The 18,330-nt window shown below is 57.6% G+C and carries 14 protein-coding genes; 10 read left to right on the plus strand and 4 right to left on the minus strand.

Annotation, left to right across the window (positions count from 1 at the left end):
- Nucleotides 1-78: 78 nt before the first annotated feature.
- From J4E00_RS04640 to J4E00_RS04660, 5 genes are all read left to right on the plus strand, one after another.
- Complete coding sequence (locus tag J4E00_RS04640; protein ID WP_208173865.1) at nucleotides 79-1,008, plus strand: hypothetical protein; 930 nt, start codon at nucleotides 79-81, stop codon at nucleotides 1,006-1,008.
- 268 nt (nucleotides 1,009-1,276) lie between these two features.
- Complete coding sequence (locus tag J4E00_RS04645) at nucleotides 1,277-2,683, plus strand: ArnT family glycosyltransferase (protein WP_208173866.1); 1,407 nt, start codon at nucleotides 1,277-1,279, stop codon at nucleotides 2,681-2,683.
- A gap of 79 nt (nucleotides 2,684-2,762) precedes the next feature.
- A complete protein-coding gene (kynU, locus tag J4E00_RS04650; protein WP_208173867.1) occupies nucleotides 2,763-4,037 on the plus strand; it encodes a kynureninase in 1,275 nt (424 codons plus the stop codon).
- Nucleotides 4,038-4,123: 86 nt separating this feature from the next.
- Nucleotides 4,124-4,816 carry a hypothetical protein gene (locus J4E00_RS04655; protein WP_208173868.1) on the plus strand — a complete coding sequence of 231 codons (693 nt, stop codon included), beginning with the start codon at nucleotides 4,124-4,126 and terminating at the stop codon, nucleotides 4,814-4,816.
- 10 nt (nucleotides 4,817-4,826) lie between these two features.
- Complete coding sequence (locus J4E00_RS04660; protein WP_208173869.1) at nucleotides 4,827-5,423, plus strand: alpha-ketoglutarate-dependent dioxygenase AlkB family protein; 597 nt, start codon at nucleotides 4,827-4,829, stop codon at nucleotides 5,421-5,423.
- Between the two features lie 56 nt (nucleotides 5,424-5,479).
- Here J4E00_RS04660 and J4E00_RS04665 read toward each other — a convergent pair whose 3' ends face one another.
- Complete coding sequence (locus J4E00_RS04665; protein WP_208173870.1) at nucleotides 5,480-8,233, minus strand: TonB-dependent receptor; 2,754 nt, start codon at nucleotides 8,231-8,233, stop codon at nucleotides 5,480-5,482.
- A 593-nt stretch (nucleotides 8,234-8,826) separates the two neighbouring features.
- On the opposite strand from J4E00_RS04665, the gene J4E00_RS04670 reads away from it, so the two are divergent.
- On the plus strand, nucleotides 8,827-10,206 hold the full coding sequence (locus J4E00_RS04670) for an FAD-dependent oxidoreductase (protein ID WP_208173871.1): 1,380 nt from the start codon (nucleotides 8,827-8,829) through the stop codon (nucleotides 10,204-10,206).
- Nucleotides 10,207-10,216: 10 nt separating this feature from the next.
- On the opposite strand, the gene J4E00_RS04675 is transcribed toward J4E00_RS04670, so the two are convergent.
- A complete protein-coding gene (locus J4E00_RS04675) occupies nucleotides 10,217-10,630 on the minus strand; it encodes a hypothetical protein (protein ID WP_208173872.1) in 414 nt (137 codons plus the stop codon).
- A 203-nt stretch (nucleotides 10,631-10,833) separates the two neighbouring features.
- Between J4E00_RS04675 and J4E00_RS04680 the strand changes: the two genes are divergently transcribed.
- A complete protein-coding gene (locus J4E00_RS04680; protein WP_208173873.1) occupies nucleotides 10,834-11,550 on the plus strand; it encodes a LytR/AlgR family response regulator transcription factor in 717 nt (238 codons plus the stop codon).
- A 234-nt stretch (nucleotides 11,551-11,784) separates the two neighbouring features.
- On the opposite strand, the gene J4E00_RS04685 is transcribed toward J4E00_RS04680, so the two are convergent.
- A complete protein-coding gene (locus tag J4E00_RS04685) occupies nucleotides 11,785-12,414 on the minus strand; it encodes a hypothetical protein (protein ID WP_208173874.1) in 630 nt (209 codons plus the stop codon).
- Nucleotides 12,415-12,464: 50 nt separating this feature from the next.
- On the minus strand, nucleotides 12,465-13,211 hold the full coding sequence (locus tag J4E00_RS04690) for a DUF4197 domain-containing protein (RefSeq protein WP_208173875.1): 747 nt from the start codon (nucleotides 13,209-13,211) through the stop codon (nucleotides 12,465-12,467).
- A gap of 357 nt (nucleotides 13,212-13,568) precedes the next feature.
- Here J4E00_RS04690 and J4E00_RS04695 point away from each other — a divergent pair, with 357 nt between their 5' ends.
- Genes J4E00_RS04695 through J4E00_RS04705 form a run of 3 tightly spaced genes read left to right on the plus strand, consistent with a single transcriptional unit; the run spans nucleotide 13,569 to nucleotide 18,328 of the window.
- Nucleotides 13,569-14,321 carry a hypothetical protein gene (locus tag J4E00_RS04695; RefSeq protein ID WP_208173876.1) on the plus strand — a complete coding sequence of 251 codons (753 nt, stop codon included), beginning with the start codon at nucleotides 13,569-13,571 and terminating at the stop codon, nucleotides 14,319-14,321.
- Nucleotides 14,322-14,374: 53 nt separating this feature from the next.
- The gene (locus J4E00_RS04700) at nucleotides 14,375-17,137 is read left to right on the plus strand and encodes a TonB-dependent receptor (RefSeq protein ID WP_208173877.1); all 2,763 of its coding nucleotides are present in this window, start codon (nucleotides 14,375-14,377) and stop codon (nucleotides 17,135-17,137) included.
- A 3-nt stretch (nucleotides 17,138-17,140) separates the two neighbouring features.
- Nucleotides 17,141-18,328: a DUF4249 domain-containing protein gene (locus J4E00_RS04705; protein WP_208173878.1), complete on the plus strand. Its 1,188-nt coding sequence runs from the start codon at nucleotides 17,141-17,143 to the stop codon at nucleotides 18,326-18,328.
- Nucleotides 18,329-18,330: the final 2 nt, after the last annotated feature.

Raw genomic sequence — 18,330 nt, forward strand, 5'->3', positions numbered from 1 at the left:
CTGAGCGGGGCGTGGCTAGGCCGCACCTTTGGCTTACGGCGACACCAGGTCTTATTGTTGTTGTCGCTACCATCGATTATGTTTTGCCTAGTGCCCTATGCTGAGGCACTGTTCTTCTTTTTCGGCGTCATTTTATTACGTGGCCTGCATCGCCAGCATCTGGGTCTCACCTTGCTGGGGCTATTGGGCTGCTGCCTCACCCGTTCGGCTGCCACGCTCTTCGTCCCAGCCCTAGTATTGGCCGAAGTGCTGGCCTGCACCAGCCGGGCCGACCTGCCCCGGCTGGCCCTGCGCCTAAGTGCCGGCTTGGCTACAATAGCCGCCGCACTAGGTATGGTGATGTACCTGCACTGGAAAGCCACCGGCAATGCCTTTGCGCTTCTCGAATCCTACCAGCACTGGGGCCACGAAATAACCTGGCTGCTACCAAAGCAACTGCACAGCTCGGCCGGGGCACCCATGCTAGGGCTAGACCTGCTGGCCTTACTCACGGTAACGCTGGCAACAGGGGCGGCATTGGGGCTATGTATTCGCTGGCTGCGGGGTTGGCTGCGACCTAGTCCGGCTGAGGTAGCGCCTTCGCGAGCCGTCGTTTTTTCGCTGGGCTACTGCGTAGGCATTCTGGCATTTTTGGGGCTCTATCAGGCTGGCGACCTTGCTAATAGTAGCCGCTATGTACTTGCGACGCCTTTTTTTGGAGTATTAGTAGCCCAGTTGCCTCACTGGCAACACCTGCGACGTACTACGCGCTGGCAATTGATTGGTGTGGTGAGCAGCCTCATGTTGGCCTTAGCCGTTTGGTGCGGCTGGCCTCTGCGCTTTCCTGGCTTTTTCCCGGGCGAAACCATCTTTTACTTCCTCATGTGGGCCGTTTATGTCTGGCTCTATCTCGCCGCTTTCAGCACTTGGCGCTATAGTCGTGAAGTGCGCACCGGTCTATACGTCGTCAATGTGATGTACCAGATGGTATTGCTTAATCTGTTTTTGCTGGCGGCCTGGCTGGGTTAGTATTTGTACTGGATAGCCCGCCAAGATGATGTACAATGATGCTGCGTGTCGAACAGTACTTGCTTTCTCTTTCGGGATTTCCTGCTTGATTTACTAAAATTTTGCTACCCACCTCGACGCAAACGTCCATTAACCGCTTTCCGTCAGGAATTTTACCTACTACCAGACCCCGACAGCCAGCCCTGCGCCTACTTCTGCGGCAATTCGCTGGGCCTAGTGCCCAAGGCCACCCGCGCCGCCGAGCAGGGATTTGAGACCGATAGCCGGCATGAGCCCAGCCAATACAATCGACGATAGCTACGCCGATAATGCGGCTACTGAACTGAAGCCATCCAACGCCGGAATGCCCCAACCCGCTAATCAGTCCCATCGGTACTCGCTATATGTCTGGTTGCTGGTAGCAACCCTGGCCACGCTGGCGGTGTTTCAGGACCGGCGGTGGAAGCCTTTGGAAGTGTTCGATTCGGACCCGGGTGGCTACTATACTTACCTGCCCTCCCTGTTGCTCTACCAGCACGTAGGCCGAGCCGATTCGCTCTATCAACTTGCCGAAGCCAACAGACCCAGCAAGGTGCGCAACATCGGCCTTCAGCCGCTTCCCAATGGCAATGTCATCACAAAATATACCCTAGGGGTAGCCGCGGGTGAACTACCCTGGTTTATGGGTGCCCATCTTTATGCAAGCCGGCACGGCGACCCAGCCAACGGTTTTTCCCAGCCTTATCAGCAGAGTATTATGCTGGCCGGGTTGGTATATGGGCTACTGGGCCTATGGATAGTACGCAAGCTACTACTCCGCTATTTCATTGATGGTACAACGGCCTGGACCTTGGCCGGTGTGGGCCTGGGCACCAATTTCTTGGTGTATACCAGCTACGAAGCTGCGATGGCCCATTCGGCGCTATTTATGTGGCAGGCAGCCACGTTGTATTGCACGGCCCGGTGGTACCAAAGCCCAACCTGGCGTTGGGCGGGCGGCATGGGCTTTTTTCTGGGAATGGCGGTGCTCTGCCGGCCTCCGGAAATACTTTATGTTCTCGTTCCACTGGCTTGGGGGTTGACATCTTGGGACAGCCTGCGGGAACGTGGCACTATGTGGCGGGCACACGCCGGCCACTTGTTGCTGGCGGTAGGCCTTGGCGCGGCGGTAGTAGCCGTTCAACTGTTTTTTTGGCATGCCGCCAGCGGGCAGTGGCTGCTGGACAGCTATGCCGGCGAGCAATTCGATTTCGCCCATCCTCACCTCCTGGAGGGCCTCTTTAGCTTTCGAAAAGGCTGGCTGCTTTATACGCCACTAGCAGGCCTGATGCTGCTGGGGCTGGGCACGGCGCTACGGCAGATACCGGCAGCCGTGGCCCCTACCGTATTGCTGCTGCCAGTGCTGCTCTACGTCACCTTCAGTTGGGAAGCGTGGTGGTACGGGGGCGGCTTCAGTGCCCGGGCTTTGGTCAGCCTCTACCCGCTGCTGGCCCTGTCACTGGCGGCACTGCTGGCGGAGGCGTGGCACTGGCAATGGCCGCGCAAGCGGCTGCTCCAAATGGTTTTCTTGCTGTGCATTGCCCTGAACTTGTGGCAAACCTGGCAGTTTGCAACGGGTGCTCTCTGGCCCGACAGAACCACAGGCGAGCAGTACAAGCGCAACTTCTTCCGCCCGATGCCGGACACTGATAGATGAACTTCTGCCTGCTGTTTCGGTGCAGGAGGCCATAACCTTTTGTTAGCATCGGCAGGGCCTTTCCCCGACCTTTGCGGCCATGACTGCCACCGCTACTGCCACTTCCGCCGCCCACCTCGACGCGACCGACCCCTTAGCCACTTTCCGCCAGGAATTTCACCTGCCGCCCGGCCCCAACGGCCAGCCCTGCGCCTACTTCTGCGGCAATTCGCTGGGCCTAATGCCCAAGGCTGCCCGCGCCGCCGCCGAGCAGGAATTTGAGACCTGGGAGCGTCTGGGCGTTGAAGGCCATTTTCACGCGCCCTCGTTCTGGATGCACTTCCATGACACCCTCACCGAGGCCACGGCCCGGCTGGTAGGGGCCAAGCCTTTGGAGGTGGTGGTGATGAACAACCTGACGGTGAACCTGCACCTGCTGCTGGTATCATTTTACCGCCCCACGGCTACGCGCTACAAGATTCTGATGGAAGGTGGCGCTTTCCCTTCGGACCAGTACGCCATCGAAAGCCAGGCCCGCCTGCACAACCTCAACCCCGATGATGCCATTGTGGAGCTGGTGCCGCGCCCCGGCGAGCACACCCTGCGCACCGAAGATATTGAGGCCAAAATTGCAGAGCTGGGCGACTCGCTGGCCACCGTTCTCATTGGTGGGGTGAACTACTACACCGGGCAGGCCTTCGACATGGCCGCCATTGCCAAAGCTGGTCACGCCGTGGGGGCCTACGTGGGCTTCGACCTGGCCCATGCCGCGGGCAACCTGCACCTGCAGCTGCACGATTGGGACGTGGACTTCGCCTGCTGGTGTACTTATAAATACCTGAACTCCGGCCCTGGCGGCACCTCGGGTGTGTTCGTGCACGAGCGGTTCGCCAACCGGCCCGACCTCGTGCGCCTGGCGGGCTGGTGGGGCCACGATGCTACCGTGCGCTTCCAAATGAAAAAAGGCTTCCGGCCCATGCCTGGCGCGGCCGGGTGGCAGCTTTCCAACGCCCAGATTTTCCCGATGGCCATTCACCGAGCCAGCCTCGACATCGTGGACCGGGCCGGCGGTATGGCCGTGCTCCGGCGCAAAAGCGAGCAGCTCACCGCTCACCTCGAACGCCTCATCCACAACCTTGGCTTGCCCATCAACAAGCTCGAAATCATCACGCCTACCGACCCCGCTCAGCGTGGCTGCCAGCTCTCGGTGCTGGTGCACGAACGCGGGCGCGAGCTGTTTGATTTCCTGGCCGCTCAGGGTATCATCGCAGATTGGCGCGAGCCAAATGTTATCCGCCTGGCACCCGTGCCGCTCTATAATTCGTTTGACGATGTGGAGCGGGTGGGCCACGCGCTGACGCGCTTCTTTCAATGAGAAATGAAGAATGAGGAGCGAAGAATTATTTCGACTGCCCTCGTATTCATTCCTCTTTTCTCATTCTTCATTTCTCATTTAGTTTTATGGAAGATTACGCCGCCAAGATGCTGCTCAAAACCGACGCGGCCCTGCGCGAGTACGTGACCAGCCATGTCCAATACCGAGAGGCCGCTGTGCTCGCAGCCCTCGATGAGCTGCGCCGTCGGGGTCAGCCCGCGCCCGAAGAAGAGGCCCTGCGCCCCGGCTTGGAAGCCGCTGCGGCTGACCAGCGCCGCCTTGATGAAGCCGCGGAAGCCGCGCGCCCCCAAATCAGCCGCGTAGCTACCCCGGAGGCAGAAGAAGCCGAAACCGGCCCTGCGCTGTACTCACCCGTTACCGTGGTGCTGTTTTCCGTGCCTTTCACCTTTCTGGCCGGCGGAGTTTTGCTGGGCCTGAACCTGTGGCGCATCGACCGCAAACGAGCTTTGCTTGGCTTAGTGCTGTTTCTCGTCGCCTATATTTTTGCGATAATAAAGCTACTGGAATGGGCTTTGCCCATTTATGGCCTCAACTCTTGGTACGGGCCGCTTTTCAACTTGCCGCCCATCCTGGCTTATGTACTGTGGTTCTGGCCGCGCAACTTCGGTAGCCTCAGCTACCGAAGCCGTAGCTGGCTGCCCCCCTTGCTGGTGTGCTTTGCGCTGGCCTACGGCGCCCAGCGCTTCAATACCTACATGTTGAAGCAGCAGCCCAAAGAAGTACAGCAGCAATTTGAGCAAATGATGCCCAAGGAGTAACTACCCTGAAATGCCTCTTTTACCCTTGCTGCTGCCCCAGGCCAGCCTGTTATACGACCACGCTTTCCTAACTGGTCCTGAGGCCGATAACCTACTGGCTCGGTTGAGTGCCGAAGTGGCTTGGGAGCAGCGGGCTATTCGCATTTTTGGGCAGGAGATTCCGCAGCCCCGCCTCACCGCCTGGTATGGCGACCCGGCGGCACGCTACGCCTACTCCGGCCTGCATTGGGAACCCCGCAACTGGACGCCCGCCCTGGCAGCCTTGCGCCAGCGCGTGGAAGCTGCCACCGGCCACCAATTCAACAGCGTGCTTCTGAACCTTTACCGCACTGGCCAGGACAGCATGGGCTGGCACGCTGATGATGAGCCCGAGTTGGGCCCTGAGCCGGCTATTGCCTCGCTCAGCCTTGGGGCCACGCGGCGCTTCCGCATGCGCCCTCGCGCTGGGCTGGCGCACGTGCCTCTCAGTCTCGACCTGCCTAATGGCAGCCTCCTGCTTATGTGTGGCACTACGCAACAGCACTGGCAGCATGCCCTGCCCAAAACGGCCCGCCCCGTCGGCCCCCGGCTCAACCTGACGTTTCGGTGGGTGCACCCGGCTGGCTGATAACGAAAAAGCCCCAACCTGTCGAGGCGGGGGTTTTTCAAACGCAATTTCCCGGTTTATTTAATGTCGAACAACAGTCCGAAGTAGCCGATGCGGCCGTAGCTTGGCGCGCCGTATACCTGCAGGTTGGGCGCATCGAAGACGTTTGTGGCGCCTACTTGGAGCGTGGTGCGCAGGCTCTTCACCGTGTAGCCAACCTGCGCATCCACGGTCTGGGCCATGGGCACGGTGCCGGTGGCGAAGGTGGATTCATAGAGGAAGCTCTCGACCCAGCGGTAGTTCACGTTATAGCTCAGGGCGCGGCCCAGGGCCTGGCCATCAACGCCCAGGTTGAACTTGTGGCGCGGCGTGTTGAAGAACGACTGCGTGCCTTCTTTGAAGGTTTTCGTCAGCAGGGCATTATAGCTATAGTTGCCGTTCACGGTCAGGGCCGGCGCGAAGGCGTAGCTCAGCGTGAGGCCGGCGCCCTGGCTTTGTACCTCTTGGTCTACGTTGGCCGCAACCTGAATAATGCGGGTGCTGTTGGCCGTACCATTAGCCAGCACAGGGCTCTGGAAGCGCACTCCGGCACCAGCGCCAAGCTGGGTGGTACTGGGCCGGCTGCCGTCTAGGTTGCCAATGAAGTTCTGCGTGGCAATGAAGTTGTTATAGCTGTTGTAGAAGTAGTCCACGTCCACGTACAGCTTCTTAAAAAACTGGGCCCGGTAACCGACTTCGTAGCTGTTCACTTCTTCCAGCTTGAGCGCGGGGCCGCTGTATTCGTACGAAGCCAGCTCGGAGGCCCGGCCCGGGGTCAGAATGGTTGGGTCGGTTACCAAACGGCTGCCCAGCGCCGTTGTGTAGCCCAGGAAACCGTTGCGTACGTTGCCCAGCAGCACGGCCCGGCCCACGTCCAGCTTGATATACTGGTCGTTCTGCGTGGGGGCCCGGAAGGCCCGGCTAAAGCTTGCCCGGAAGTTCTGGAGCTTATCAGTGCCCAGCGAGTACACCGCCGAGGCGCGGGGCGAAAACGCCGTTCCAAAGTTCTGAAACCGGTCGACCCGACCCGCGGCGGCCAGTTTCAGGTGACTGTCGAGCAAGGTCTTACTAGCTTGGGCGTAGGCGCCATATTCGTAGTTCCGGATGCGGTCACCGTCTTTGGTATCTTCGAAAAGGCTGCCATCAGAGCCCAGCAAGAACTGACGGTAAGCTCCGCCCACGGTCACATCGGCAAAGCTGTTGTTTAAAGTGTACTGCCCGCTGCCCTCGTTCAGCACCGAGCGCAGCACCAGGCGGGCACCCTGGCCCGGCGTTGGGTTGTGAATAATCTGGTCCCGGGCCACATCGAAATCCGCTGTTCCGGGCTGCAGCTGCGGAGCGAGGCGGTTGGCTTCGGTCCGGGCATAGGCGGCGGCCTCATCGGCATTCTGGCCATTGACAGCTAGCCGGTCGCCGTAATTTTTGGCGTACACCTGGAAATAATTCTGTGCGTAAGGCAACTGGGCGGGTTGGCCCGGGGCTCCGGCGTAGGTATTAGGCACCAGGCGCGTTTGCAGAAAGGCCCCTAGAAAGCCGAGGTTATACGAGCCATTGGTTTGCGGGTCGCGCCCACCGGAGTAGTCGTGCGTCGTAAAGCCCCGCACAAACCAGTTGCGCCCATCGAGTTGCACCCGGCCCTGGTGGGCCCCGCTATTCACGAAACGGTAGCGGCTGGCGCTCTGGTATGTGGTATTAGCCTGCGTAAACTTGTAGTCGACCGTGGCCCTGATGCTGTTGGTGAGCAGCACCGACAGGCTTGGCGCAATCTTGTAGGAACGGGTCTTGTTGTCACCCGCAATCAGCTCGCCCTCCGTGTAGCCGGGCAGAAACACCGTTTTGCCAGCCAATGCGCCGGTAGTGAAAGTGTTGCCAAGGTCGCCGTAGCGGCTCACCGCGTCGTAGCCCAGGTTCGAGCCGGCCGGGTTGTTACCTGCTTCAATCAGGGTGGAGGTTGCATCCTGGTTATCGGCAATAAAATCGTCGGCAATGGTGGCTCCACCCGCGATTTTAAAGGCTACTCGCTCGCCGATTTTCACGGCGTAGCGCAACTGGCCGTCCAGCAGGTTACGGTTGCCGCCGCGCAGGCGTACCGTCAGGCCAGGGTCTTTGAAAGGGTCCTTCGAGTTGGTGAGCAACACACCGTTGAAGGCATTGGCCCCGTAGAGGGCCGACGCCGGGCCGTGCACAATTTCCACGCTGGCTACATCGAGCACGGGCGTGCCCAGCAGGTTGCCAAAGTAGCTGCTCAAGCTGGGGAGCTGCGTATCCATGTAATCAGACAGCTGGATAACGCGCTCCGAGCGGGAGGAGTTGAAGCCCCGCGTGCTGAAGCTGGTGGTCAGCAAGCTGGAGCTGCTCACATCGATGCCCTTGAAGCGTGCCAGGCCGGCCACTAGGTCGGGGGTTGTGATTTGCTCTACTTGCCGCTGGCTGATTTTTTCTACCGTAACCGGCACTTGGCCAATGTTTTCCTCCACGCGCGAGGCGGCTACCACTACTTGGTCGAGCACGGCGCTGGGCCGCAGGGTTACGAGCAGCGTATTATCGGGCTGGTTAAGCGTCAGCGTTTGCGTTTCGTACCCAATAAAAGACACCGAAAGCGCGAGCGGCCCCTTGGAAAAATCCGCTTTTACCTGGAACTGTCCTTCCTCGTTCGTGCTGCCACCATTGTAGGTGCCTTTGAAGAAAACAGTGGCCCCTGGTAGGGGCATTCCGGCCTCCGTTTGCACAGTGCCGCTAATGGTTTGGGGAACCTGTGCTCGGCTGCTGAAGGGCAGCAACAGGCACCACATAATTAAAAAGTAATAATGACGCATCGAGTAGGATTTTTAAAAATAGTTTGCAAACCTACTATATTTTTCATCCTTTATTGCCTAAATATCCAGTCATTACATTTTTTTCACTATTTAATTAAATCCATTGATAAATAATCAGTTAATAACGGATATCCGGATGACCCATCAATTTTGGGTCGCCTTCCTCTCCTACCACAAAATCTCCAATTTTTAATACCGGCTGTGGTTCAGTTGCTGGCGCAAGCTTAGGCACCGTGCGCCGCCAGGAAGCAGTAGCGGGGGCAAACGGCACTACCGAGGCTACCGGAAATGCCAGCAACGCCACCCGACGACTGGCCGAGCGACAGCGCCACCGCATATACCCTACACGCTTGTACCGAAAACGAAAATGAGTCATAGCAGAAACCGTTTTTGTTCTAATTCGTCAAAGGTCCACTAGGCGTTGCTTGTAGCACGCATTTTACGACAAACTGGATTCTTTACGCGACGAATTATTCTACTTAGCCAGTCAGTACCATTGCTTGGCACGTTTCACGGCTTGAATGGCTGCGGGGTAGTAGTTTCGTCGCTCCACCCCAACCTTGTGCTGTATGCCCTCCCCAACTTCATCCGTTCCCGCTACCGAGCCGCTCACCGTGATGGGTGCCGGCTTGGTAGGCTCCTTGCTCTCCTTATACCTGGCCCGGCGTGGGCATCCGGTAGAAGTATTTGAGCGGCGGGCCGACCCGCGACGCGCTGGCTTTCAGGAAGGGCGCTCCATCAATCTGGCTTTGTCGGACCGTGGGTGGCGGGCCCTCGAAGGCGTAGGTGTGGCTGATGACATTCGCCAGGTGGGCATTCCCATGACCGGCCGCGTGATGCACGATGTGCACGGCAACCTCACCCACCAGCCCTACGGCGTGGCAGACCAGGCCATTTACTCAGTTAATCGCGGCCACCTCAACCGCCGCCTGCTCGACCTGGCCGAGGCCCAGCCCAATGTACGGCTGCATTTCAGCCAGCAATGCCTCAGCATCGACCTAAAGCAGCAAGAGCTGCACCTGCTCGACACGGCCACCAAGCAGGAGCACACGGCGTCCTACACCCGTTTATTTGGCACCGACGGCGCGTTTTCGGCGGTGCGTAGCGCATTGCAAAAGACTGACCGGTACGACTATTCGCAGGACTATCTTGAATACGGCTATAAGGAGCTAACCATTGCAGCCGGCCCCAACGGTAGCTGGGCGATAGAGAAAAATGCGCTGCATATCTGGCCGCGCGGGCAGTATCTGATGATTGCACTGCCCAATCTCGACGGTTCATTCAACTGCACTTTGTTTTTTCCCTACGAAGGCCCCGAGAGCTTTGCCGCGCTACAAACGCCAGCAGATGTCACGGCCTTTTTCACCCGCGTTTTCCCCGACGCTGTGCCCCTGATGCCGGCCCTGGAAGAGGAGTTCTTCGCGCATCCTACGGGCTCGCTGGTTACCATCCGTTGCTTCCCGTGGAAGTTCAACGATGACGTGTTGCTGCTCGGCGACGCCTCGCACGCCATTGTGCCCTTCTACGGACAGGGCATGAATGCCGGCTTTGAGGATTGCAGCGTGCTCAATGAGCTACTCGACCAGCACGGCGACGCTGCCTGGCCCACCATTTTTGCCGAATTTCAGCAGCAGCGCAAGCCCAATACCGACGCCATGGCCGACCTAGCTGTATACAACTTTGTGGAGATGCGCGACCGGGTTGCCGACCCGCGCTTCCTGCTGCAAAAGAAGATTGAGGCCCGAATATCAGCCCAATACCCAGGCCGCTGGACGCCGCTGTACTCGCAGGTTACGTTTTCGCACACGCCTTACGCCGAAGCCTGGTCCGCTGGACAGCACCAGGATGCCATCATGGCCCGGCTAATGCCTCACATTCAGTCCGAAGCTGATTTTGACCAGCCAGATGTGCAAACGCTGGTGCAGCAGGAAATGAGCAAAAAGCCGTAGGTAGCAGCGGCTAGCGGGCAGCTATTTCTACGGCATCGAGGGGGAGCATGGTACCGTTTTGGCGGCGGCACAGCGTGGCGTAGGCAACCAGTTGGCTGGTAGTCAGAACCCGCTGAACAGCCAGCTGGTATTCCAGCTGCGCCTGGGCTACATCAGCAGGGGTTACAGCTAGCAGCAACGATTTATGCCTGGCTAGGGTGTACGATTGCAAGGCATGATGCTGCAGATTGCTGAGCATCAGCGCATCGACAAGGAAACCGGTGATACGCTGGGCATCGTGTAGCTGCGCCGAGAAGCTGGGGTCGGCGGCTTCGTTGCGAGCCTCTTTTTGGGCCACCGTTAGTGGCTTGGCACCGTGGCCGGCCTGCACAGCGAAAGTGTGGGCGATAAGCAAAAGCGACAGTACAAAACGAAGCAAAGACATGGGAGCAGGAAACAAAAGCAGAAGAGCTACACTCTTGCAAGTATTAATAATGTGAATTTTATGAGCGCCAAAACTACTTCTGCCCTCTACTGCCGGCTCCAACAACTGGGCTATCACCGTGTTTTGCCAGTTGAGTGGTTACTTTATACCGGCGAATGATTAACTCGCCTGATTTCATTAGCTCCTTACGCCCTTCTTTACCTATGATGACTTGCGCCATTATCGACGACGACGAGATTAACCGCCTGACTCTCGAACACTACGTGGAACTCACGCCCAACTTAAAACTGGTGGCCTCGCTGGCCGACGGCATTGCCGGGCTGACATTTTTCCGCGAAGGCAATCGGGTCGATGTCTTGTTTCTGGATATTGAGATGCCTCACCTCACCGGCTTGGAGCTGCTGCGGGTGCTCACCGACCCGCCAGCAGTTATTATCACCACGGCCCGCCAGGACTTTGCCGTCGACGCCTTCGATTTGCGGGTGACCGACTACCTGGTGAAGCCGTTCGACTTTGCTCGCTTCACGCAGGCCGTGCAGCGTGTGCAACCGGCGCAGGCTGCAGCCCCCACCTCTGGCGCACCGGCAGTAGAAGCCCCCACCAATGCCGACCTGTTTGTGAAAGTAAACAGCCGTATGGTGCGCATCAACTTCGATGAGGTACTGTACGTGGAAGCCCTTTCGGACTACGTCAACATTGTGACGCCCAAGCATAAATACATTGTTTACACTACGCTAAAGGCTCTGGAAAACCGGCTTAGCCAGTTCCCCAGCTTTGTGCGCGTACACCGCAGCTACCTGCTCAATACCCAGCACATTGAGTCCATTGAGGATAACACGGCCAACCTGCAAGGCGGCCATTATGTGCCCATCGGCAAGTCGTACCAGGAAGGGTTTTACAAGAGCCTGCAGCGGATTTAAGCCGGCTGCTGGCTCTCACCCAGCGGCACTACGTTATTAAAATACAGTGGACCTGGGCATGACCTTCGTTGTCGACGGATAGTCATTGGGCAGCGGCCGGGCAGCGCCGCACACAGCCATCGACACTGGTAAATCCCATGTGACGAGACAGCAGCCATTAACCTGTCAAGCCATTTTGTGCATACCGCAACGGGAAATGCGGGTTCCCACATCGGTGCAAAAAACCAGCTGCCGCTAGTCCGAAGCAGGCGTTTCAGGCCCGCCCTCGCTCCTACCAACTTGCTTGTACACCGGCAATTCGTAAAACGGCCGGAGCAGGCGTACCACATCCAGGGCATCGGCTAGGGCCTCGTGGGCCACATCGCGTCCATGACCAGCGCGGGCCTTGCAAATGCTCATACTGGGCAGGCGCGAGTCTTTGTGCCAGTTGAGATAAAATGCGGCCGGGTCGAGCATAGCCGGCTCGGCCCGCACGAGGGTGCCGTAGCCGGGCAGTTCTTTGAGAAAGCCCAGGTCGAACACGGCAATGTTCTTGCCGGCCATGGTCACGGCCACGCAGTCGTTTTTATCGGGCCGAAAGCCGTGGTGCAGCAGAAAGTCCCGTAGCTGCGGCAGCAGTTCGGCGGGCGTACAGCGTTCAGGGTTGGGCTCTTTGCGGGCCAGTTCCTCAAACAGCCGAGCGTTGAGGGCAATGGCCCCGGCCGTACCCACATACTCCGGGTGGCGCACCACCCTGCGGAAGGCCGGCAGTTCGGTCAGGGGCAATGGGTAGCGGCTGTCTTCAATCACGGCAGCCAACTCCAGCACCTGGTGGCGGGCGGGGTTAGAGCCGGAGGTTTCAAGGTCGAGGGAAACGTAGCGCATACCCCAAGTGTACGGCCCCGCGCCCGAAGCCGCCAGGTTTCGGCTCCGGTTCAGCCGCCAAACACCTTTTTCAGCAGCTCGGTGGTGCGGGCCACGGGGTTTTCGCGGATGTTGGCCTCCTCCTGGGCAATGAGCGTGAACATGCCATCAATGGCTTTACCGGTAGCGTATTGGTTGAGGTCGGTTTGCACGGGCTGCACCAGCGGAATCTTATTATAGGAGGTGCTTAGCTGAGTATAGTATCTGGTGGCCCCAACTTTGTCCAGGCTTTGCTGAATGATGGGCTGGAAGGCCGTGCTAAGCTGGCTCGTGGTGGTGCGCTTGAGGTATTGGGTGGCAGCATCCTTCTGACCGGTCAGAATATTCCACACATCTGTGAAGGTCAGACTTTTGATAGCGTTCAGAAAAATGGGCTTGGCACTCTTGGCCGCATCCTCCGCGCCGCGGTTCAACGACAGTTCAAAGGCATCAACCTGACTGCCCAGTCCGATGCTGCGTAGCGTAGTAGCCACTTTCTGAGCATCGGGCGGAAAAGGAATGTGAATGAAGGAATTCAAGTTGAATCCGTCTTTTTGCGACGCCTGGTCGGCCCCTTTGCTGATGCCCTGGATGAGGGCTTCCTTGAGGCCATTGGCAGCTTCGGTGTTGCTTACGCCGCTGGGAGCAGTGGTACCGGTGGTGCTTTTGCCCAGCGTGGGCAGCTTCACGTTGCCAATTTTGGGCAGGGTGAACTGAGCTGCGGCGGAGAAAGAAAGGGCCGTCAGGGCCAACAGTGTGAGGGCAATGTGCTTAATCATAGGGAACAACGCAAAGGATATAGAAAAGCAGTGGCTCAAGCCACGGTAGCAGGTAGGCAAACACGGGGCCAACCCATGCAAACCTAGCCGCAGCCTTCTGGCCGCAGGTAACTTTATCGACTATCATGTTGCCTGCCGCGACCGAGGGGCCACATTCATCGGTTAACTTAATGGGGCTTTTGGCCCGATTTCGGCTTGCTCCACCATGAATAAACGGCCAGTTCACCAGCATCCTGCGCTGGCTTAACCGCTTGTGATACGGGCTGTGCATCATATATGAAACTCTTGATACTGAGTTGAATTTGAGCTTACGTCATAGCTTAGCGTATTCGCCTGCACTGTGCTTCTGTTCATTCTATGAAAACCTACTTGTTTACCCCACTGGTTTTGCTTGGTCTGTTGGCATCTGGCCAACTGGCAAAGGCTCAAACGACTACGCTACCAGTTGATATGGCCACCGCTGTAGTCGTTGCTCAGCAGCAGTATACCAGTGCTTTCGTGGTGCATCCCGAGCTATATAACGGCCCCGAATACCTGGACTATGCCAAACCATACCATGAGCGCACGGGCCATCAGTTTCTCCTCTCCACCGAGAGCCAGCTGGGCCGCGTGGCCTACAATAAGCATGTGTTCAATAGCATCCCGCTGAACTATGATATTGTGCGCGACCAAGTAGTTGTCTCGCCACCACAGAGCCCGCTCACGCTACGCCTTGTCAACGAAAAGGTGCAGGAATTTACCATTGGTACCCATCGCTTCACGCGGCTGGTTGCCGATAGCGCAACACAAAGCGTCATCCGGACGGGCTACTACGAGGTATTACTCGACAGTACCGTGCAAGTGCTGGCCCGACGCAGCAAGCGCATGCAGGAACGCATCAGCCAAAACTATATCAACGTTGAGTTTACCCAGACCAACAAGCTGTTTATGCAGAAAGCGGGACACTATTACCCAGTGGCCAGTAAGTCTTCTGTTCTGGGTTTGTTTGCGGACCGCAGTAAGGAGATGCAGAAGTACTTGCAGGACCACAAACTGCGTTTCAACAAGGCCCAGCGTGAAGCTTCTATTGTGGCGCTAGCAACTTACTACTGCAGTCTTCCCAAGCAGTAGGCACCTGCTTTCTGCATGCCCAGGTTTCCTTTCCGTCGTTTTTTGCCGTTGTAATGAAGCACGTGTACCCTGCGCTTTTGGCGCTATTTTCCCTGTTCTTTGGCTTTGCCAGCTACGGGCAGCAAGCCGAAAAAACCGTAACCGGCACCTTCACTCACCTGCCTTTTGAGCAGTTGGTTCGGCAGGTAGAGGCCCAGACCAGCTACAAAGTTTATTTCGACCCGGCTGTAGTTGATAGCCTGTTCGTGACGCTTGATGCCCGCGCCTGGCCGGTGCAGGCGGTATTTTACCAAGCTCTGCAAAACACAGTATTCAAATTCGCCATCGATGATGAGCACCGCGTGTTTGTGACCAAAGACGTCGCCATCAACCCGGCACTGGCCGACGATTTTTACCAGACCCGCACCACCGCCGCAGTGGCAGCAGAGGAAACTGAACCAACTGGCCCCAGCGGCCGCTCGCACTTGGTGAGCGTCTCGGAGTACAAAGTGTACACCATTGGCACTGGCGGCAGCGGGGCCAGCCGTGTGACCCTGGCCGGCCACATCCGCGACCAGAAATCGGGCGAGCCGGTGATTGGAGCATCCATTTATTCCGAATCGCCCAACATCGGCGCCAGTACCGACCAGTTTGGTTCCTTTTCGCTCACTATGCCACCGGGCCGCTACGACCTGAAAATTCGGGGTGTGGGCATCAAGAACACCAAGCGCCAAGTGGTGTTGCAAGGCAACGGCAAGCTGGAGATTGAGGTGGAGGAAGACATTGTGACCCTGAAGGAAGTGGTGGTGGAGGCCGAAAAGGACAAGAACGTTTCGGGCATGCAGATGGGCGTGGAGAAGCTAGATATCAAAACCATGCGCCAGGTACCCACCGCTTTCGGCGAAACCGACATTCTGCGGGTGGTGATGACGCTGCCCGGCGTGAAGACAGTGGGCGAAGGCAGCACTGGCCTCAACGTGCGCGGCGGTGCTACCGACCAGAACCTGATTCTGTTCAACGATGCGACCATCTACAACCCGTCGCACTTATTCGGCTTTTTCTCAGCCTTCAATCCCGATATTTTGCAGGGCGTGGAGCTATACAAAAGCGCCATTCCGGCCAAATATGGTGGGCGGCTGTCGTCGGTACTGGACATTACGACGCGCGAGGGCAACAAGAAAAAGATAGGCGGTTCGGGCGGCATCGGGCCGCTCACCAGCCGTCTCACGCTGGAAGGGCCACTGGTGAAAGACAAAAGCTCCTTCATCGTCAGTGGCCGGGCCAGCTATTCGGACTGGATTTTGAAACAGCTGGATGACAAGAACTTTGCCCAAAGCTCGGCCGCATTTTATGATATCACGGCTCACATCAGCCATGAAATCAACGACAAGAATTCCATTTACGCCACGGGCTATTTCAGCTCCGACCGGTTCCGGCTGGCCAGCGACACCTCCTACCACTACACCAACCAAACCGCGACCCTGAAGTGGCGTCACAACTTCACCAACCAGCTTTACGGCGTCCTGACGGGCACTTACAGCCACTACGACTACGATGTAACAAGTCAGAATAACCCCGTCACGGCCTCGCAGCTGAAGTACGCCATCAACCAGGGCGGGCTGCGGGCCGATTTTAGCTACTTCCCCAATTCGCGGCACACGGTGGACTTTGGAGTAAGCTCGCAGCTCTACGTCATCGACCCTGGCAGCCTGCTGCCCCGGGGCGAGGCCTCGCTGATACGGCCCGATGTGCTGGGCCAGGAGCGCGGCTTGGAAAGTGCCCTTTATGTATCGGACCGGTTCGATATTACGCCCCGCTTTTCGGTGTCGGCAGGCCTGCGCTACTCGCTGTTTCAGGCGCTAGGGCCACGTTCGGTGTACCAATACGCACCAGGCGAGTCGCGCTCCGAAGCCTCTATTACCGATACGGTTAGCTATGGTTCTAATAAAGTGCTGGCCACCTACCACGGGCCAGAGTATCGCCTCTCGGCGCGGTACTCGCTGAACGACCATTCATCGGTGAAGGCCAGCTATACGCGCACCCGGCAGTACATCCATCAGCTGTCGAACACGGCTTCGGTATCGCCAACGGATGTATGGAAGCTGAGCGACAACAACATCCGGCCGCAGGTGGGCGACCAGTATTCGGTGGGCTACTACCGCAACTTTAAGAATAACACCATTGAGACATCTGTTGAGACGTACTACAAGACCCTCAATGACTTTGTGGACTACAAGAGCGGGGCCACGCTGGTACTCAACCACCACATTGAAACAGACATCATCAACGCCCAGGGCAAAGCGTATGGCGTAGAGGTTTTCGTGAAGAAGCTCACCGGCAAGCTCAACGGCTGGGTGGGCTATACCTACTCCCGCTCCCTGGTGCAGGTGAACGCTGCCGTGACCGAGGACATGGTGAACGGCGGCACTTACTACCCCAGCAACTTCGACAAGCCGCACGATTTCAACCTGGTGGGCAACTACCGCTTCAGCCGCCGCTTCAGCACTTCGCTGAACTTTAACTACAGCACGGGCCGCCCCATCACGCTGCCACTGGCCAAGTATTACATCGGCAATTCGCTGCGCGTGCTGTACTCCGACCGCAACGCCTACCGGGTGCCCGACTACTTGCGCCTCGACCTAGCCATCAACATAGAGGGCAGTCATAAGGTGAAAAAGCTGGCCCATAGCTCCTGGACGGTAGGCGTGTACAACCTGACTGGCCGCCGCAATCCTTATTCGGTCTATTTCAAATCGGTGAATGGGCAAATCAAGGGCTATCAGCTGTCGATTTTCGGCAATCCCATCCCGACCGTCACCTACAATTTTAAGTTCTAGCTTATGCGCACGTTCACTTTTCCGGTCCGTTGGGCTTTCCTGAGCGTCTTGGCGCTGTGGCTGGCCGGGTGTACCGACCCCTACATGCCCGACGTCATTACCTCACCGCCAAGCTATCTGGTGGTTGATGGCTTTATTAACAGCCAGGGGGTGACCACTATCAAGCTCTCACGAACGTATGCGGTGGCATCGAAAGCGGCCGTACCAGTTGAAACCCGAGCCACCGTGTACATCGAGGACGAAGCCGGCACCCGCCAGCTTCTGACCGAAAGCAGCGTGAAGGGCACTTATGCTTCGGTTGCGCACACACTAAACACCGCGAGGAAATATCGACTGCACATCAACACCTTAGCAGGCAGGGAGTACGTTTCGGATTATGTACCTGTCAAGACCACCCCGCCCATTGACTCCCTGCCTTGGCGAACTGATAACAACGGGCTGAGCATCTATGTCAATGCCCATGATGCCACCAACGCCACGCAGTACTACCGTTGGGAATATGTCGAGACCTGGGAGATTAACCCCATTTACCGGCCTAGCGTCGAGTACGTTAATAACCGCATGCGCGACATTGTGGTACCGTACCCCAGCATTTGTTGGGGTAATGCTGCATCGACTATCATCCAGATTGACAAAACCACGGCACTGACCCAGGATATCGTATCGGATTTCCGGCTCCGGCTATTGCCCATCAATTCGGACCTGCTCAACAGCCAGTACAGCATTTTAGTCCAGCAATATGCTCTTACTCGGGAAGAGTATGCCTATTGGGAACTGCTGCGTAAAAACACTGAAAGCATCGGCTCTCTTTTTGACCCTCAACCGGCCCAGCTAACCGGCAATGTGCACTGCATCAGCAGCCCGGATGAGATTACGCTGGGTTTTATCGGGGCGCATTCCCTGTCGCAGCGGCGGATTTTCATTCGTCGGCAAGATTTGCCCGCTAACTGGCGGCCACGCACTGGCTACGAAAGCTGCATGCCACCGGACAGTGTTTTCATCGACCGGCCGGCTCCTCCACCGCCAAACCCAGCCTTTATTCTACAAGGCGCCTTCGCCGGCGGGGCTTTTTTACCAATTGAAGAGCTTTACAGCCAGCGGGGGGTCCTCATTGGCTACACTGCTAAGTCCAAGGACTGCATCGACTGCCGTACCCGCGGCACTTCCGTCAAGCCCAGCTTCTGGCCCTGATT

This window comes from Hymenobacter negativus (assembly GCF_017571495.1).
Lineage (GTDB): Bacteria > Bacteroidota > Bacteroidia > Cytophagales > Hymenobacteraceae > Hymenobacter > Hymenobacter negativus.

Excerpts from the sequence above, each read along its gene's own strand:
- J4E00_RS04640 (WP_208173865.1), top strand. The coding sequence starts at position 79 with ATGTTTTGCCTAGTGCCCTATGCTGAGGCACTGTTCTTCTTTTTCGGC.
- J4E00_RS04645 (WP_208173866.1), top strand. The coding sequence starts at position 1,277 with ATGAGCCCAGCCAATACAATCGACGATAGCTACGCCGATAATGCGGCT.
- kynU (WP_208173867.1), top strand. The coding sequence starts at position 2,763 with ATGACTGCCACCGCTACTGCCACTTCCGCCGCCCACCTCGACGCGACC.
- J4E00_RS04655 (WP_208173868.1), top strand. The coding sequence starts at position 4,124 with ATGGAAGATTACGCCGCCAAGATGCTGCTCAAAACCGACGCGGCCCTG.
- J4E00_RS04660 (WP_208173869.1), top strand. The coding sequence starts at position 4,827 with ATGCCTCTTTTACCCTTGCTGCTGCCCCAGGCCAGCCTGTTATACGAC.
- J4E00_RS04665 (WP_208173870.1), bottom strand. The coding sequence starts at position 8,233 with ATGTGGTGCCTGTTGCTGCCCTTCAGCAGCCGAGCACAGGTTCCCCAA.
- J4E00_RS04670 (WP_208173871.1), top strand. The coding sequence starts at position 8,827 with ATGCCCTCCCCAACTTCATCCGTTCCCGCTACCGAGCCGCTCACCGTG.
- J4E00_RS04675 (WP_208173872.1), bottom strand. The coding sequence starts at position 10,630 with ATGTCTTTGCTTCGTTTTGTACTGTCGCTTTTGCTTATCGCCCACACT.
- J4E00_RS04680 (WP_208173873.1), top strand. The coding sequence starts at position 10,834 with ATGATGACTTGCGCCATTATCGACGACGACGAGATTAACCGCCTGACT.
- J4E00_RS04685 (WP_208173874.1), bottom strand. The coding sequence starts at position 12,414 with ATGCGCTACGTTTCCCTCGACCTTGAAACCTCCGGCTCTAACCCCGCC.
- J4E00_RS04690 (WP_208173875.1), bottom strand. The coding sequence starts at position 13,211 with ATGATTAAGCACATTGCCCTCACACTGTTGGCCCTGACGGCCCTTTCT.
- J4E00_RS04695 (WP_208173876.1), top strand. The coding sequence starts at position 13,569 with ATGAAAACCTACTTGTTTACCCCACTGGTTTTGCTTGGTCTGTTGGCA.
- J4E00_RS04700 (WP_208173877.1), top strand. The coding sequence starts at position 14,375 with ATGAAGCACGTGTACCCTGCGCTTTTGGCGCTATTTTCCCTGTTCTTT.
- J4E00_RS04705 (WP_208173878.1), top strand. The coding sequence starts at position 17,141 with ATGCGCACGTTCACTTTTCCGGTCCGTTGGGCTTTCCTGAGCGTCTTG.